Raw genomic sequence first — 16830 nt, forward strand, 5'->3', positions numbered from 1 at the left:
CAATGCGCTGTTAGATTGAAAATATTCGTAGATTCGGAAACGATTAGAATGCCGCTTTCGCTAAAGCCGTCCACTACTACCGAATGCAATTTTTCTGAATGGTCGATTAACAAGAAAAGCCGTGCCAAGCTGATTGAAGTTGTCGCCTACCTGTATTTGCGACAGGAGCAAAACGCTCAGCGCGTAATCAATGCCTTGGAGCCGCGCCGACGGGCTTCAAAGGGCAAGGTGGTACAGAATGTCGTACGAAAGCTGACTGCTCCGCATGCGGAAGACCTAGACCTGCGTCGGTCGGGCACCGACGCAGAGAAGGAAGCCGCGGAGAAGCGGATCAAAACATCCATTGTTCATCGCGACGGCCTCCTGTTCCAACATATCTCGTGGGTCGCCGCGAGAATGGCTCTTCCGAACGGCTATATGACTGCTCCCCATGTGCGGCAGGCAGATAAGGGCTTTGACGGTTTTATCGTCGAGCTGGATGGGCATGGACGCGAGATCAAGCGAATTGTGCTTTGTGAGGACAAGGCTTCGAAATCACCCCGTAGCCTCATAAGTTCCAGCGTATGGCCTGAGATCGGGACTATTCTTAGCGGTGATCGCGACGATGAGATCCTCGCCGACCTCGTAACCCTGCTCAAGAGTGTCCCAAACATCGATCCCGAGACGGCGGTTGACGACGTGTTCTGGGAGGGCGCGCGCGAGTTCAGGGTTGCCGTGGCGACAGGCGAAGATCAGCGCAAGGCAGGGAATTTTCTGCACATCATTGCCGGCTTTGAAGCCGCGGCCGGTGGGTCGCTCGAATCGCGGACGGCCGGCGTGTTGGCCTTCGACAACGTGCGGAGTGGGTTAGCCCTCCTCGCAGGCGAGGTGGCGGCGAAAGTCGAGGAGATCGCCGGTGTTTGATCCAAGTTCCCGCATTCTTCTACGCCAAGCACCGGACCTGCCTGGTCTGGACCCAGAAACATTGGACGAACTACTTACGGCCGCGCACATAGAGCTGGCCACAGTCCGCCTACTGGGGGCATCTGCGATCGCAAGCGATGTGATCGACCGGGTGAGGCGCCTTGCTTCGACCTTCGAGGCCTATGTCGCACTCAATCTTCGACCAGAGCAAACACGTGCTGCGGCTTTCGTCGCAGCGAGTGCTCATCAAATATTGAGCCGCGTTCGCGAAGCCGCATTAGACCGGCCGACGCTTGTTTCAGGTGATGCTGTAGGAGCGTCGATTTCGGCGACGCTCCTGTTCCTAATTGCCGACCGGGCGGCCGATGCTGCGGAAGTTGCAGGTCAACTGAGGGCCAGGGGCGAACGGCGGGCGGTCCGACGATCTTTGATTCTTAGCCTTCGGGAGTTGGCAACCGGCAATCTCACCCCGTTGATTGAGCGTGACCTCGACGAAGACTTCATTGCACAGGGTGACAGCCGCGAAGTCGCCACCGACCTCCTTCTGAGGGAGTGTGCGTATGTTGTTCAGGGGCTCGGTCAGGAGGCGCGCGGGAGCGCCGCTCCTGACGCGGATGTCCGTTCAAGGCTGAGCCGGGTCATCCGTCTGTCGGAGGCATCGGCAGTAGAGTTCAAGCTAGGGCTTGAGGGAACGATACATCACCAGTTTGCGGGGCCACATCATCTGGCAACGCTCTTGAGCCGCCTCGTCAATGGCATGCAGGCTGCAATGCTAGTTCGGCTTCCAACACCATCCGGTGCGCAGGCGAAGGCCTGGGCCGACTGGCTCCTCTCGCAAGCGCAATCGCGCCCGTTTCTATGGATCAATCATCTGAAGGCAGTCAGGACTGGATACCTGAACCGCGGCAGATCGATGGTGATGACGTCTCCGACCGGTTCGGGAAAGACAACTCTATCTGTCCTGAAAATTGCAGCGACCTTATGTGCGGGGGAGAGCGTCGTCTACCTAGCGCCAACGCATGCTTTGGTCGATCAGGTCGAGACGGACATGTCTGCGCAAATCGGGGGCTTGGAGGCGGTCAGCGTTGTTGAAGATGTTGCGCTCGAGGAGCTTGGTGAGAGGCTGCCACCGTTCTCCGTAATGACGCCAGAGCGTTGCCTTGCCCTTTTGGGTTTCGCACCCGAGCTGTTCGACAAGGTAGGGCTTCTTGTATTCGACGAATTTCATCTCATCAGTGCAGACGATCCGAAAACCTCATCAAAGGTGAGCGCGCGAGCGATCGACGCAATGCTGGCGCTTCTGACGTTTCTCCGCCATCGCAAGCAAGCGGACCTGCTGCTGCTGTCTGCCATGGTCGCCAACGGCGCCGAAATTGCGCGTTGGCTGCGCGGCGTGACGGGAAGGGAGGTTGAGCCGTTCGACGATCCTTGGAAGCCAACACGACAACTTCGCTCTTGTGTCATCTATGACCGCTCTGACGTTGCTCAGGCCGCGAAAGAAGCATTGAGGATGAAAAGTAAGGCGGCACAGAGCCGCGTTCCCGCACAGCCCCTCGGGCTCTTCTCGTTGATCTCAGGCTGGCACCCCAAGAGGCCGGAAAAACTAGTCGTGCAAGCACTCTCAGATCGACGGCCGCCGCTAGTGAGAAACGCCAGGGGCCGATTTACATCGAACAGGAACGAAGTCGCCGCGCAGATTGCAGCGGATTACGCGTCCGTCGGAAAGCGTGTGATTGTGTTCTGCAACGATACCAAGGCATGTGGAAGCGTTGCAGATCAGATCAATGGACTTCTGGCGAGGGCTACGATCGCGTTGGATGAGGCGCAGGAGGAGATGCGGAAGTCGGTTCTCAAAGATGTGGGATCGCCCGAAGCCACATTCGATCCCTCCGGGTGCAGGGCGACCGTACACCATGGCGATCTGCTCCCCCTGGAGCGGAAACTGACGGAAAGCGTTTTCCGGGTTCGCAGGGAGATCGAAAGCGACGATCTGGGCCTCGATGTGGTCGCCGCGACATCTACCATTGCGCAAGGGTTGAATCTGCCGTGCGACGTGGTGATCCTCGCAGGCACCGATAGGAGCGCGGTTGATGACCCAAGTGGCAATCCCCGCACGGATCTGCGTCCTCACGAGATACTCAATGCGCTAGGAAGGTCTGGGCGCGCGGCATACGCAGCAACCGGGCTGGCAATCGTCATACCTGCACAGCCGATTGGAGTAGAGAGAGCGAACCTCGCTCTACCGGAGGAAGGAATCTTGAAGACGGTCTTTTCCGAGCGGGATGCCTGTGAGGAGATTTATGATCCGATCGAATTGCTGCTCGATCAGATCGAGGTATCCGCCGATTCCGACCCGAAAATGCAGTCGATTATCCGGCGTTTGTCGGCTGTCACAGCAGCGGGCGAGAGCGGGTTTGACGACATTGTCCGTCGCTCTCTGGGGTACTTCCGGCTGAAAGAAGCTGATGCTCAAGGAGCGGATAGATGGCTCCAACGCTGCCGTACCGCGCTCAAGGCTGCCGAGGAGCAATTGGAAGATCCGCCCGTTCTCGATTGGCAGCGGGAAATCGCTGTACGGAATGGTATTCCTCCAAGACTCATCGAGCGGCTGGAGGAGGCGCTTGATCAGGCGCCGGTTGATAAGACCGCAACCGAAGACTGGATCAGATGGTTGCTCGATGTCGTGGCTGAACACCCTTTGGATTTGACGATCTTTGTCAGGGAGGCGGCCCTCGAGTCGGTCTTCGGCCGAGCCTACACAAATACGACAGCACCCACAGCCACAGCCAAGCGGATACTGGAGGCGCTTCAGACGTTGGTCTCGATGTGGTGTGGAGGGCGTACGCTTGTTGAGATTGAGGCTTGGCTCCTCACCTTCATCCGGAAGCACGAGGGGGAGGTTAAACAACAAGCAAATCGATCCTCCACGGCGCAGCGTGCACGCCGTTTCGCCATACGCATTGCCCCTGATTTCGGCTTCCTCTGTGGCGTGCTTGGACAGATCGTCGCCCATAAGGCTGCAGAAGGAGAAGGGACCGTGCTTCCGATCATCGACATGCTGCCCCAAATGGTGAGAGCCGGGGACTACGATCGCCATCATGCCGCCTTGAGACAAATTACAACCGCCGCTTCGCGGGTTGAAACCTTTGAGGCATGTCTTGCGTTACGCGGGCGCTTCAAGGCGGGATCATCCGCAGAAATGGACGTTGTAAGAAATGAAGTCGCGGCCGCGATGCTGTTTCAGTCGTTTACGGGCTGAACGACGAGGAATAGAGATCCAGGGGAGGGAAGGTCCTGAGCGACTGCACCGAATTGATCGGACGGAGAGAGGCAATCCGTCTAATCGACGAGCAAATCGGGCTTCACGGCGAGGCCATTTGGAAACATCTGGTTCAGTATGATGCGCGCGGTGCGCTGTCGACTTGGCATGGAATCATTCGTGACATCGAGGAATTCATCAATGTCGTTCTCTACGGCGACATCGATGACGAGAAGTCGCTTCGGTTGATGTATCTGCCGGTCGGCGCCGGGCTGGTCGCAAACCCGAATGTGGCCCTTCTGGCGCGAGGCCTGGTGGCGCCATACTACGGCGAGGCGTTGGCAAAGCGATTCATGATCACCATGCTGCGGACCACTCGCGCGATGGTTGGATTTCAATCGGATGGTCGTGGCCTCGGCGACGGCTCCCAAATCTATAGCGTCGCCGACGCCGCGGGTTATTTCCAATCGCGCCGCCGGCATTTCGTCTCGTTGCTGTACATGATGCCTGAGGTCTGTTCGGGAACGCGGCCACTTGCTCCGGAAGTGGCGTTCAATGAGCTTCTGCCGATCGTTGAGCATTGCTGCATCTCGTTTACAGGCTGGAACTGGAAAGGCGTTCTTGCAGAGGTATTCAAGGACTTCACTCTGGCTGCAGATAAACGGGGAGCCTATGCCAGCCACGAATATAATGCCTTGGAGGGTGTGTTTCTTGAACCGGAGCGTGTCAGCCTCCTCGACATACATCAGCAACGTGGCGGTTACCTGACGTCGACCCGCGCCGAACCTAAGGACCCTGCCAAGATCTTCTCGGCGCCGGAGCTCCGCAACAACGTGCGTTTCATCCAGACCGCCTACGATGCCTTCGGTCTGAACGATGATGAGTATTCGACCCTCTCGCTCCTTGTGTTTGCATTCTCTCGCTACTGTGAGGACGATTACTTCATCAGAATCGAATTAGGAAAGTTTCGTTCGATGTTGGCGGCTCAGACGGTGTTTCCGTCGGTGGAGCTCGAGCGCATGTTGCTCGGTGGCGACGCTCATTTCAAACAGGCTAGCAACAGCTTCAAGGGGATGTCGTAGAGAGCAACGTCAACCTGCTGACGCGTTTCCTCAATGCGTTCAAAAATGTCCATTTGGGTAGCCGCAAGCGCTTCCAGATCCACGCAGGCTTCATTTTCGAGCGAAAGGTGGCGGCTGACTTGTCCAAATTGGGATTCGCGGTCACAGGTATCAAGCGGATCAACCGCGCGGAGTTCGACATCGTAACCGTTCGTGACGATACGGTCTACAATTTTCAATGCAAGAACAATTGGATTGATCTCAGTAAGCTCGAAACCGACCGGAGGCTCCTCGCGCGCTATAATCGGTCGCTCGAACGCTACTATCGGTCGGCCCTCTCCAAGGAAAAGAATAGAGAAGGATTGCTGTTAGGCGAACTCCGCCTGGCCAAAATCGAGCACTACGTGATCAGCCGCTTCCCGGTAATTAACCGTGTCATCAGCTATAACCGACTTGCCAAAACGGTGAACCAAATATGAGGTTGCCGCGGTCCTTATGTCTGCTCAGCGGGCACTTCGCAACTCGAGTATCCCTTCGCGAGCCTTATTCAGCACAGCGGTGGCCTCGTCGAGCGTCCGCTCTCTGCTTGCTCTGTTTTCTAGCTAGCTCAGACATCTCGACATGTCATAGCTGGCGAACCTGCCGTCAAAGAGATTGCGCAATGGATCATTGATTGGGACGATATCTCAATTCTTTCAGCCTCCGCTCTACTGGCAGCAATTCGAAGAACTAGCCGTCGGAATGCTTCGTGAGGTCTATGATGTTCCAGGCGCCCAAAGCTACGGCCGACCGGGGCAGGCTCAACATGGGGTCGACGTGTATGGAAAATCGCGTCATGGCATGATTGGCATTCAATGTAAGCGTCTGTCTGATTTGGACGAGCGCGGCAATCCATACCCGGGTGGGCCAATTGACCGCCGTTTCCTACACACTGCGGCTAGGGAGGCGCTTTCCTTCAAACCTGATTTGAATATCTGGATCCTCGCAACGACTGCGCGCCGCGACACCCGCGTTCAGAAATTTGTTGATGATCTCAATGGGGAGTGGGAAGTGAACAGGTTAGATCGCAGAGCCATTGTGTGGTCTTGGGACGAGTGCATTTCATATCTTAACAGTTTCCCGGAGTTGCAGCGCTGGTACTATCGGGATGTAATTCAAGTTCGCGGAGCCGACGATCTTGATGAAGTGATCCTCCGCACCATCGCCATGGCCTTCGAGAGGCCGGCCTTCGAGGTCCCGCTACATTGCGAGACGCCAGACGAATTCTTCCAAGCTCTAAAGGATACCCAACAGGCGCTTCGCACCGGCGAGCTTGTTGATCGGGAAAGTCGGCATGTGATCCGCAAGGCCGTCGGTGGATACAGGGAAGTGCAGAATAGGGAACTTCGCGACGGGTTGGGCGGCTTGAATGGGCAACTCAGACAGCTTCGCTCGCGTTTGGAGCAGGGTCTAAAGGACGGCACCATCCGGCGCGTCAACAACTTCCTCGATTTTGTAGATCCTTCGCTCGCCCGTTCCCTGGAGGATGTCAGGGACAAGTGCAGGCGCGATCTGAACGACCTGCTTCAGGAAGCCAACATCCCGACGATCTAACGGAAAAGGGCGATCACTTTCGGACGGGGTCAGCAACGCGGCTCCATGCTCACATTCATTGATACCTCATTATCGGCGCAGGATCTGCGGACGATGGCATCCAGGATAGCCTTCCATCGAGATGGTAATCACCTGGTTCTTGCATTTCGAGTGCGAACCCAACCGCCAAGAGAATTGCAGCCGTTGCATTCGTTGGGTCGCCTTGCTTTGATCGCGGGGCAGCGACGTTCGCCCCTTGTGCTAGGCAAAGCGCCAAATTCGATCCACCTCAGCCGATGCATCTTATGTCGCCGTTGTTCATGCAAGGCTCTTCAAGTTTCGTGCCGTCACAAAGCGGTACTATGCGTTTTATCGAAATCGTGAAATTGGAGCTATCTGTCTATTGCGAGCCTACAGTCGACATGACACACGATCTGGACGATGACAACTTCCTTGGTCCTCATGCGCGATCAGGGAAGCGGGATCCTGCGATCAATGAGAGCGAGAAGCCGATGGCTGCGAGCCGCATCGGGACTGGCGCTCTTGTCATCTCCGGGATCCTGTTCGTGATGTACCCGACCATTGCCCATTCTCCGATGAGAGGTCGCTGCTGGGCGCTGCGGCCTTTGGATCAGAGGCATGGTTGGCTTCGCACATGCTTGCCATTGTTGCGTTTACCTTGTTGCCGCTGGGGTTGCTCGGACTGCAATGCTCACTTCGCGGCACCTCCGCTGAACGCCTGATCTTTCCCGCCATCGTGCTGAGCGTGATCGGCACAGGGTTTACGCTGCCGTTCTATGGCGGCGAAAGCTATGGTCTTCACGCGCTGGGGCAGGAAGCGTTGCGGCTGCACACTGACGCTCCGCTGGGGCTAGTAGAGGTCATCCGTTCCGGACCCGGTCTGGTCATGTTTCTTGCTGGTTTGCTGCTCCTTGCGGCCGCGGCAATTGCGACCGCAATGGCGCTTTGGCGATCATGTCGCTATTCGAAGGCGAGCGGCATTCCCTTTGCCGTCGGGATGTCCTTGTACATTCCGCAGTTCTTCGGCTCACAGCCTCTCCGTGTTGCACATGGACTGCTGGTTGCAGTCGGCTGCGTATGGATGGCCGCCGGTCTTTGGCGATGGAAGGTGGACCAAGATCAAGAGGGGGGCCTAGCGGAGAGGGCACGGCAATGATTTGCGGGGTGATTGTTTTCGATCACGGCACCAACTTTGCGATCACCATCGATTACGAGCCGGCGCAATATGCGCACGAGCAGTGCTGTACCGACGCCAGTTGGCTGATCCCGCAGACGATCGGCGCCATCCGCAAAGGGCCTTATTTTGCGGATGAAGGCGCGGGTCCGGACTCCGAAGACCAGTGCGCCCACGATTTCGGAGCGCCGCACCGGACCGGGAGTGTAGGGAGCGAGATATCCGCCGTTGGCAGTGGGGGGCCGGAAATGCTACAGAAACCTTCCTGCTGGTCGAGATTTCTGAGGAATCGCAATGGAATAGACACGAATTCCCGATACAATCAGTTGTCGAAACGTTAAGGTGGACAACGCTGGCAAACGCAACCAGACCGGCGTTGATGGATTAGACTGAAGACCATGTCGACCGCTCGCCATATTGTCAGTTTGCTGAAGAGCCACATTGCCGGCGACGGTGAGCGTTTCCTCGCCACCGCAATGCAGCTTGCCGCGCATGAGGCGCGGCAGGGACATGGCAAGCTGGCGCAGGAACTCAAAGAGCTGATTGACCAGGCCAAGATAGCCGACTCTGCAATGACCAAGACGGCACGGCCGGTTCCGCTGGTTCAGCCGAAAGGCGAATTGGCCGGGTTGCTGCACGCCGGTTATCCGGACCTGCGTCTGACCGACATGGTTCTCCCGGGCGAATTGCGACATCGGCTCGAACGTGTGCTGAGCGAGCAGCGGCAGCAGCAGAGTCTGCGTGAGCACGGCCTGAAACCACGTCGCAAACTGCTGCTGGTGGGACCGCCTGGCTCGGGCAAGACGATGACGGCGGCCGCCTTGGCCGGCGAGCTCCATCTCCCATTGTTCACCGTCGTCCTGGATGGCCTAATCACGAAATTCATGGGCGAGACGGCTGGAAAGCTACGGCTCGTCTTCGACGCTATGCAGGCAACGCGCGGGGTCTACTTCTTCGACGAATTCGACGCCATCGGCGCCCGGCGTGGCGAGCGCCAGGACGTCGGCGAAATTCGCCGTGTCTTGAACTCCTTCCTGCAATTTTTGGAGCAGGATGAAAGCTACGGCCTCGTCGTCGCCGCAACCAACCATCCCGAGCTGTTGGATAGGGCGCTCTTCCGTCGCTTTGACGATGTCATTGAATACGCGTTGCCCGATTCGGTCCTGACTGAAGCCTTGCTGCAGGCGCGCCTCGACCGTTTTGACACGCGCGGCATCGCCTGGAGGCAGCCCGTCGAGCAGGCGCATAATTTATCTCAGGCGGAAATTGTGAGAGCTGCGGACGACGCGGCTAAAGCGATACTCTTGCGGGGCGGGAAACGGATAACATCAGAGGCGCTCATTCAAGCGCTGATGGAACGCCGGCGGGCCTCGCTGTCTGATTAACGACAGTACAGGTTGTAATGGCAGACGATTTTCCTCGGGATAGACCCCACATTCATCTTCGCGACAATGGTGTTAGAGAGCCGTATCGGAGGCCCAAACAGAAGATCGAACCGCCCGCGGTACCTGAACGCGATCGCGCAGGCCATGCCGCGGCGTTGGTCCAGGCTATCGGACATGCCATTCACGCGGCTCAAGTACAGATCGCCGCTCGCGATCTCAACCTGGCCGTAGGGCTTCCAGGGTCTTACCTCGATATCGAACTGCCGGCGCGCGAGCGCATCGCCCTGGATCAATTGGCCGATCGACGGCAAAAGATGGAGGTTGTCGCGGTCCATGAACCGGTAAGAGAAGGTGAGCCGCTACGCGCTTCGGTGTTCGTGCCGCAACAGGCCGAGAACTACTATCTGCGAAAGGTCGAGGCCTATCGCGACTCTGATACCAAGAAGGGAAGGCCGCGGAATGAGCCGTTGGTGTCGCGGATTGACACAATACGGCTGGCTACGGCACGTTCGCTATACACCGACGATGATGGGCTTTTTCCGCAGCAGCCGAATGAACAGGTCTGGTGGGAGATTTGGCTGCGCAAAGGTCGTCGGGAGAATTTCGAGCGCATCGCCCAAGCGCTGAATCTTACGTTGCGCGCACATGCGGTTAAATTTCCCGAGCGAGAGGTCATGCTTGCGCTCGCGAGCATAGCAACGCTGGACCGGCTTGTGGCTCACAGCGACGTTGTGGCCGAGTTGCGTCGCGCGAAGGATACACCATCTTTCTTCATGGGCCTTGGGGGAGCAGAGCAGCGCGATTGGAGTGATGAACTGCTCGACCGCGTGACGCCGCCGGGCAATGATGTCGCTGTCTGTTTTCTCGACAGCGGTGTGCGTCAAACTCACCCCTTGATCGAACCTGCGCTTGCCGTGGAAGATTGCCACACAATCAAGCCCGGCTGGGGCAGCGACGACACCCCGGTGTGGCAAGGTCACGGGACGCGGATGGCCGGTGTCGGGCTCTATGGTGACCTTGTCCCCGTCCTCGTCGGAAACGATCCAATTGCCTTGCCTTACCGCCTCGAGAGCGTTCGCATTTTGCCGCCCGAGGACGAAGCGAACGATCCCGAGCTCTATGGCGCGATCACCGGAGAGGCAATTGCTCGGGCCGAAATTCAGGCGCCAGCTCGCCGCCGAGCCATTGCCATGGCGGTCACCAGCGCAAATCCTGCGCGCGGCCGACCGACATCGTGGTCAGCGGCCGTGGACCAATTTTGTTTTGAGGAGGATCAGCGGCGCCTGATCATTCTGTCCGCGGGAAATCTCGCCGAGGATCTGATGCCGGCTGATCACCTCACACGCAACGATCTAGAGGCGGTCGATGATCCGGCGCAGGCGTGGAATGCACTGACGGTGGGTGCCTACACCGAGAAAGTGGACATCATCGATCCTGACTTCGCTCGCTACGCGCCGATCGCGCCTGCCGGCGAGCTCTCGCCGCGCAGCAGGACTTCTGTCGTCTGGGACCGGCAGTGGCCTGTAAAACCAGACGTCGTGTTCGAAGGAGGCAATCTCGCGCATGATGGCGCGCTTCCCGGCAAACCGATCGACGACCTGCAGATGCTGACGACGTATTTCCGCCCGGAGCTGCGCCACTTTACAACTCTGGGCGACACAAGCGCGGCCACCGCCCACGCCGCACGGCTGGCGGGGCTGATCTTGGTGGCGCGCCCAGGCCTCTGGCCGGAAACGGTCAGGGCTTTGATCGTGCATTCGGCCGAGTGGACCCCGCAGATGCGCGCTCGCATCAACGCATGCAACGGTGCCAAGGGGCAAATACAGGCGCTTGTACGCCGCTATGGCTATGGAGTTCCAGACCTTGGGCGGGCCCTCCTTTCGACCGTGAACGATTTAACGCTCATCGTCGAAGATGAACTCAATCCATTTCAGCGAGAAGGGGGAGCTGCTGCCAAGACCCGTGACATGAAACTCCATCGCCTGCCTTGGCCGAAGGAGCAACTGGCCGCGCTTGGGGCCGCGCAGGTAGAGCTACGAGCGACTTTGTCCTACTTCATCGAACCCAATCCTGGGGAGCGTGGGTGGACGAGACGACATCGGTACGCTTCGCACGGTCTTCGCTTCCGTGTGAAGTCCGCGACTGAGACTGTCGACGAGTTCCGAGGCCGCATCAATCAGGCGGCACGGGATGAAGAGGAAGGGGCGCCTGCCAGCGGCGGCGAGGATTGGCTTCTCAGTATGTTTCGCGACAACGGATCCGTTCATTCCGATTTTTGGTCGGGAAGCGCTGCTGATCTCGCTGAGCGCGATGCCATTGGCGTCTTCCCCGTCGGTGGCTGGTGGAAGGAAAAGCCTTATCTGGAGCGGTTCGATGGCACTGCGCGGTATGCGCTTATCGTGACGATCAGAGCGCCAGGGTCGAATGTGGATATCTTCACGCCAGTTGCGAATGCGGTCGCCATTGCTAGCGCGATCCAAGTTTGATCGGAATCTATTTGCGGCTCGTCTCACTAGCGCGTCTGCAATGTTGGTACTGGTCGCCTCCGAGATGGTCGGTGCGAAAGCGGGTCTCGGCTATCTCATCATCAACAGCCAGTACAGCTTCCTGATCCCGCAGATGTATTTCGGCATTTTGAGCATCACAGTCAACGGGCTGGCGTTCAATGCCGTCCTCGAGGCTCTGGAGGGGCGCTTCATGCGGTGGAAGGCGCCGGTGAGGAGAGGAGCATGACGGCCATCATTTCTTCGGTGATGACCAGCGTAGCTGGTTAAGCTCGATATTAGAGCGGTGAATCCTCTCGATAGCAACAACTCTCCACAGCTACGCTGCCTAACAATTCAGGAGGAATATCCGCCCAAGAACATTGAGAATTTCGTCAGAAGCAACGCGCATCCCGACCTGAAGAGCGAACTCGCTCAATCTGGTGCCCCACCGTCTAAGTTTTCCGGAATCTGGACTCTCCTTTTTTGCTTCAGCAATTAGCGTGTCCGCGATGTCCCGGAAACCGTCCTTCTGCTCGGGCAAAAGTCCGGTAAATTCAGATGATCGCATTTTGCCTTCTGCACTGCCTCAATCAAATGCTCGTGCTCATGGCTGAAGGCCGATTGCGAGAACTCGCCCACTCCTACCTGCTGAACTCCGCCCGGACTATTGATTTGGTTTGCGATCAGGTTGACTACTGGATCTTGCTTCAAGCGATTGCTCCCGACCATGCCATGGATGAAATCGTCAATAGCCCTCTGCCTCCAGTCATTCAACAGCATGCGTACCTTGTTGGCATGATCGACGCTGTTACCAGGCACCAAACGCGTTGTCGCATCGAACATGTGACCAATGATCATATCAATCATTCGGCCTAGACAATAACTGACCTGGTTTGCCACCTCGCCTTCGGTCGTTCCCGTCGCGTTGAACGTGAACTGGACGGCATCTTTGGTATGCTCGGCGAATACCTCCAGAGCCATTGTCTCCATCATAGACAAGGTGCTCCCGCTCATCAGTCGGCCATGCGCATTCGCTTCTGCCATGACACGGTTCATCGCGGACTTGAATGCCTCAGCGGCATCGTAGGAGCGTTGATTTAGATTGCGACCAAGATATTCCAAATCCCCCATTTACTCTCGCTCCACTCGTCTCAGCGCGTTTATGTTGTCCGACGACAACGACGAGCCTTCAAGAATCGCCTATCCATGGCGGCTCAGATACTCATAGCAAACCGTGTCACCTTGCCGCATCGGGGACCGCGATGGGCGCTTTTGCAACAGCTCACGTCCCTGTCGCGCCGGGCCATTGCTCGGGAGGATCGAAAATGTTGAGCTTTTGCTGCGTGGCCACCAAGCGTCGCCGAAGAAAAGAACGGGCAATCTGCCCTTTCCAGCATCGCGATGACCAGTCCGTCCCACTTCCCGCCACGATCAGCATGAGAGGGGCGCTCACCTTCCGAGTTATTCGGAGAAGCGTGGCCGAATCGAGCTTGCTCATCTCGGCCACGCTGTCGGGATGCGAGTGCCAATCGCCAAGATAGTCGAGGTCACCGCGACTTGCCTCAAAAGCACGATTGATTTCCGCCACCTGCCATACGTGGTCCGGTATGAAGCAATGTCGCGCATGGAGCGCTTGAGGGCCAGGGCCGCGCAAGTCGACGACAATGAGGTCCTCGCCTGAGCGCCACCCGAGAAGGATGCCGCCATTTTCAAGGGGCGATAAATCTCGTGCTAAACTGCACATGCGTTGCATCACCTGCGAGGATAGCCAGACAGTCACCGAAATACCCCGCTGCATCTTGGGCATCTCGGATGTGGTGGGCATGGGTATCCTTCCCAGTGCGGCAGTATGCGCGCGCCTCCCTCATCCTTGAGGGCTAGTATGGCGACCTGCCAGCTGCCGGGATCGTAAATTTCCCCCGACAGCAGCCCGACGGCGGTACGCACTATTTCCAGTGAGACCTCTTGTAGGTCGAAGCCGCCGCCAGCAAATGTTGGCGCATTGCAGCCAAGCGGGATCACAACGCCCGCATGATCCGCGCGAGGTTCAGGAATGTTCTGCTTGTCCTTCCAGTGTTCCTGGAGGCACACATAGCAGTTGTCGGAATTTGGACGGAAATTGGCGACAACGCCGCCGGCGACGCCTAGCGTCGCATAGCCCATCAGATAAGGTACGCGGAACTGCCAGCAGTAATGCGACAACGCGAGCTGCACTTCCAGCGAGGCCGAAGCGTCGACGACGATATCGGCCGCGCGCAGGGCATCGAATACTGGCGCGAGCACATTACCTTTCAGATCGCGCGGGACGCGTTCTGGATTGGTTTCTGCCGAGCCGAGTCTGCCGCTGATAGCACTTGCCTTTGTCCATGGGTAGTTTGCGACGACGAAGTTCGCGAGGGCAATGGCCTTTGAGGCTCCCCAAACGGGACGGCCTAGCGGCCAACGCAGGCTATTGCCAGGTTGAACAATATCGAAGTCAAAAAAATCCATTTCGCCAACGCCTGCACGAGCAAGTTCAAGACCAGCGAAACTACCAATAGCGCCGCAGCCGACGACAAGAGCCTTCTTTGCGAGAAGAGTTCTTGCGACGGGGAGCCTCGAAAACAGGTCGTCCTTTCCCGCGCGCTCTCCAAGGATCAGTTTTGTATCTGTCTCACCAGTTGGCCCCCGCCGCGTTGCCAGAAACACCCAGCCCGCGCCATTTTTTTGCCCGCCGTATTCGGCTTCATCCGGGAACACGATGCCTGTGATCGAGAAAGGCCCCTGCGCGGTCTGGTTAACTCTTTGGACACTGCGGGCTTGCAGCACCGCATGCCGGCCAAGCTCCTCCTCAGCTAAGCGCAGTAATTCTGAGGTATCTGCAACAGGAGGTGGCGTGAACTTCACCCAGCGTGCGGTAACAACCTGAGCGTCTTTTGGTTCATTAGGCAAACCGAACCGCCTACCCAGCGCGGCGCCATGGCCATCCTTCAGCTGTCGTAGGACGCCTTCGAAGGCATTGGGATTTCGCCAGCTTTCACGAGCGGCATAGACGATCTCCATCAGACCGTGTCGTGCGGAAGGTAGCGGGGCTTGTCCATCAATAAGAATGACTGAGTCATCTTCGGCGAAGCCTGCGAAGTAAGGCATCAAGGGATCGGCAAAGTGCTCCTCGAGCTCGGCCGCGTCTTCCCATCGGCCTTCTTTTCTTGCGGCGAGAGTGCGTAGAAGTTGGTCTAGGCGTTCCTGGACGAAGTCCGCCACAAGCTGGTTCGAATCCCATTGCCCTGCTTCCTGGGTGAGCAGGCACAACTCGCGGGTGAGGGGGTTTTGGTGCCGCTCTAAATTCTCGCCGGGCGCAGCAACTGCGGGCCGGAAGAAAGGGTGAAGCGGGGAATAGCCGATGCGCAGCAGCATCGTTTCGGACTGGCCTTGGATCGGCCAGTCCGCTTCCAAGATCAGCACCCCATTCCTCTTGAGAATGGTGCGCGGAGCGACCCCACGACGGGTAAAGGCCGCCAATTCGTCAGCAAGAAGGGTGGGCCAAGCTGTCCACCAATTCTCGTGTACCCCGACTTCTTTGTGACTGGTCAATTCTTAACCCACCGGACGATGGCCCGGAGGTGTGCTGGGGCGCGGCGGTCCCTTCCCCGGCGTCTCGCTGGGAGGGCCCGGTGGGACGTCGGGATGCTGCGGATGCGATGGGTGCACAGGGTTTTGGTCGGGCGGTTTGGCCATGCCTGAATTCCTTTCTGCTTACTGCTCGCCGCGACTCCGGCGAGCCGACTGGAACGTATCTGCTCGCGAGTTCAGATGTCAAGCATTCTGACCTAAAGTTATAAATGTCAATGAAATTGACATCTGGTGGAATGACTTGCTGAGGGCGTGTCAATGGCATTGACATCCTGAGCCGTTCAGTTAGTTTTTTCAAAGCAGAATCAAACGGCCCTGCATGAAGCAGAACATTTACGCAAGTATCGGCGCAGCCATTCGAGCGCGTCGGGATGCCGTTGGATTGACGCAGGCCCAAGTGGCTGAGAAGTCCGGATTGTCCCGAACTACTTTGACTAACATAGAACGAGGCGGCCAAGCACTGTTGGTGCACCAGCTCTTGGACTTGGCAAGAGTGCTGAGAGTTAGTCCGGGTTCGTTGCTACCAAGTACAACACTGTCGACAGTAGGCCAGGAAGACGACCCCGTCCCGGATACAATAAAGGCCCTCCTGGATCGATTAGAGGAGCCGTCCTCTCAAAGGCGACGAAGATGACAGTTCAGCGCGCACGTTACGCGAAGATAGAGAGGCTCGTCTCTGCTCTCTTGCTGGAGCACCGTGTCTCTAAACCCGCCGTCGCTATTCAAAAGCTGGTTAGAAAGATGGGAATAGAAATAAAGTACGGAGATCTAGGCGATGTGTCTGGGTTACTTGTGCGTTCGGGAGCTACAGCGACAATAGGCGTGAATATAAGCCACCCTCTTGTGCGTCAAAGGTTCACGATAGCCCATGAATTCGGACACTACTTATTGCATCTTGGCATTTCGTCTCACTATGATCGCGATTACCGAGTCAACTATCGCTCTCATGAGTCTTCGCAGGCGACTGATGTTGAGGAAATCGAAGCTAATTTTTTCGCAGCTTCAATTCTGATGCCGAAAGAATTCCTTGATGCGGATGAGGCAATACACGCCCTGGATAATGACGCGGCTGTGGAGCGCCTGGCGACTCGATATAACGTCAGTAGGCATGCAATGAGCCTGCGCCTTGGTAACGTCTACGGACGGCACCGACCTTTTTGATGGTCCGTTTTCTTTCAGTCCAAGTGAAAGCGAAACGTCGCCAAGCCCGCGACGTCTCGCGCTTCGTCTGCAAGACCGGCTTCGGTACCGCCGAACGTAGGCCGTCCATGTTTCCCGGCCAGTACCAGCCTGCAATCGAGGCGCCCGCCACGCCAGAGCATTCCCGAGCGTTTTGGTTTTGCTACGAATGTATGCA

15 protein-coding genes are annotated in these 16830 nt (G+C 57.4%); 12 read left to right on the forward strand and 3 right to left on the reverse strand.

What is annotated here, in order from left to right; translation table 11 throughout:
• Window positions 1-48: 48 nt before the first annotated feature.
• From GGD65_RS29385 to GGD65_RS29430, 10 genes are all read left to right on the forward strand, one after another.
• Window positions 49-903 (forward strand): hypothetical protein, encoded by an 855-nt coding sequence (locus GGD65_RS29385; protein ID WP_183237457.1) that lies wholly within the window; start codon window positions 49-51, stop codon window positions 901-903.
• A complete protein-coding gene (locus GGD65_RS29390; RefSeq protein WP_183237458.1) occupies window positions 896-4162 on the forward strand; it encodes a DEAD/DEAH box helicase in 3267 nt (1088 codons plus the stop codon). Before GGD65_RS29385 ends, GGD65_RS29390 begins: the two co-directional genes overlap by 8 nt.
• 53 nt (window positions 4163-4215) lie before the next feature.
• Entirely contained in the window at window positions 4216-5244 is a 1029-nt protein-coding gene (locus GGD65_RS29395) for a hypothetical protein (RefSeq protein ID WP_183237459.1), read from the forward strand.
• Between the two features lie 53 nt (window positions 5245-5297).
• Window positions 5298-5702 carry a hypothetical protein gene (locus GGD65_RS29400; RefSeq protein WP_183237460.1) on the forward strand — a complete coding sequence of 135 codons (405 nt, stop codon included), beginning with the start codon at window positions 5298-5300 and terminating at the stop codon, window positions 5700-5702.
• A 262-nt stretch (window positions 5703-5964) separates the two neighbouring features.
• Entirely contained in the window at window positions 5965-6816 is an 852-nt protein-coding gene (locus GGD65_RS29405) for a hypothetical protein (protein ID WP_183237461.1), read from the forward strand.
• Window positions 6817-7450: 634 nt separating this feature from the next.
• The gene (locus tag GGD65_RS29410; RefSeq protein ID WP_183237462.1) at window positions 7451-7972 is read left to right on the forward strand and encodes a hypothetical protein; all 522 of its coding nucleotides are present in this window, start codon (window positions 7451-7453) and stop codon (window positions 7970-7972) included.
• An 8-nt stretch (window positions 7973-7980) separates the two neighbouring features.
• Window positions 7981-8331: a hypothetical protein gene (locus GGD65_RS29415; protein WP_183237463.1), complete on the forward strand. Its 351-nt coding sequence runs from the start codon at window positions 7981-7983 to the stop codon at window positions 8329-8331.
• Between the two features lie 57 nt (window positions 8332-8388).
• Window positions 8389-9375, forward strand: a complete 987-nt coding sequence (locus tag GGD65_RS29420) for an AAA family ATPase (RefSeq protein WP_183237464.1) — start codon at window positions 8389-8391, stop codon at window positions 9373-9375.
• A 17-nt stretch (window positions 9376-9392) separates the two neighbouring features.
• On the forward strand, window positions 9393-11861 hold the full coding sequence (locus GGD65_RS29425; protein ID WP_183237465.1) for a S8 family peptidase: 2469 nt from the start codon (window positions 9393-9395) through the stop codon (window positions 11859-11861).
• Between the two features lie 40 nt (window positions 11862-11901).
• Window positions 11902-12108 carry a hypothetical protein gene (locus GGD65_RS29430; protein ID WP_246783437.1) on the forward strand — a complete coding sequence of 69 codons (207 nt, stop codon included), beginning with the start codon at window positions 11902-11904 and terminating at the stop codon, window positions 12106-12108.
• Between the two features lie 248 nt (window positions 12109-12356).
• Here GGD65_RS29430 and GGD65_RS29435 read toward each other — a convergent pair whose 3' ends face one another.
• The 3 genes from GGD65_RS29435 to GGD65_RS29445 form a co-directional block, all read right to left on the reverse strand.
• The gene (locus GGD65_RS29435) at window positions 12357-12992 is read right to left on the reverse strand and encodes a hypothetical protein (RefSeq protein WP_183237466.1); all 636 of its coding nucleotides are present in this window, start codon (window positions 12990-12992) and stop codon (window positions 12357-12359) included.
• Between the two features lie 151 nt (window positions 12993-13143).
• Complete coding sequence (locus tag GGD65_RS29440; RefSeq protein WP_183237467.1) at window positions 13144-13686, reverse strand: Mov34/MPN/PAD-1 family protein; 543 nt, start codon at window positions 13684-13686, stop codon at window positions 13144-13146.
• On the reverse strand, window positions 13638-15305 hold the full coding sequence (locus GGD65_RS29445; protein ID WP_312017737.1) for a ThiF family adenylyltransferase: 1668 nt from the start codon (window positions 15303-15305) through the stop codon (window positions 13638-13640). The genes GGD65_RS29440 and GGD65_RS29445 overlap by 49 nt, the downstream gene beginning before the upstream one ends.
• Window positions 15306-15792: 487 nt before the next feature.
• Between GGD65_RS29445 and GGD65_RS41170 the strand changes: the two genes are divergently transcribed.
• Window positions 15793-16107 (forward strand): helix-turn-helix domain-containing protein, encoded by a 315-nt coding sequence (locus tag GGD65_RS41170; protein WP_409362764.1) that lies wholly within the window; start codon window positions 15793-15795, stop codon window positions 16105-16107.
• Window positions 16104-16634, forward strand: a complete 531-nt coding sequence (locus tag GGD65_RS29455; protein ID WP_183237470.1) for an ImmA/IrrE family metallo-endopeptidase — start codon at window positions 16104-16106, stop codon at window positions 16632-16634. The genes GGD65_RS41170 and GGD65_RS29455 overlap by 4 nt, the downstream gene beginning before the upstream one ends.
• The last annotated feature ends 196 nt before the right edge of the window (window positions 16635-16830 follow it).

The organism is Bradyrhizobium sp. CIR18, assembly GCF_014198295.1.
Classification (GTDB): domain Bacteria; phylum Pseudomonadota; class Alphaproteobacteria; order Rhizobiales; family Xanthobacteraceae; genus Bradyrhizobium.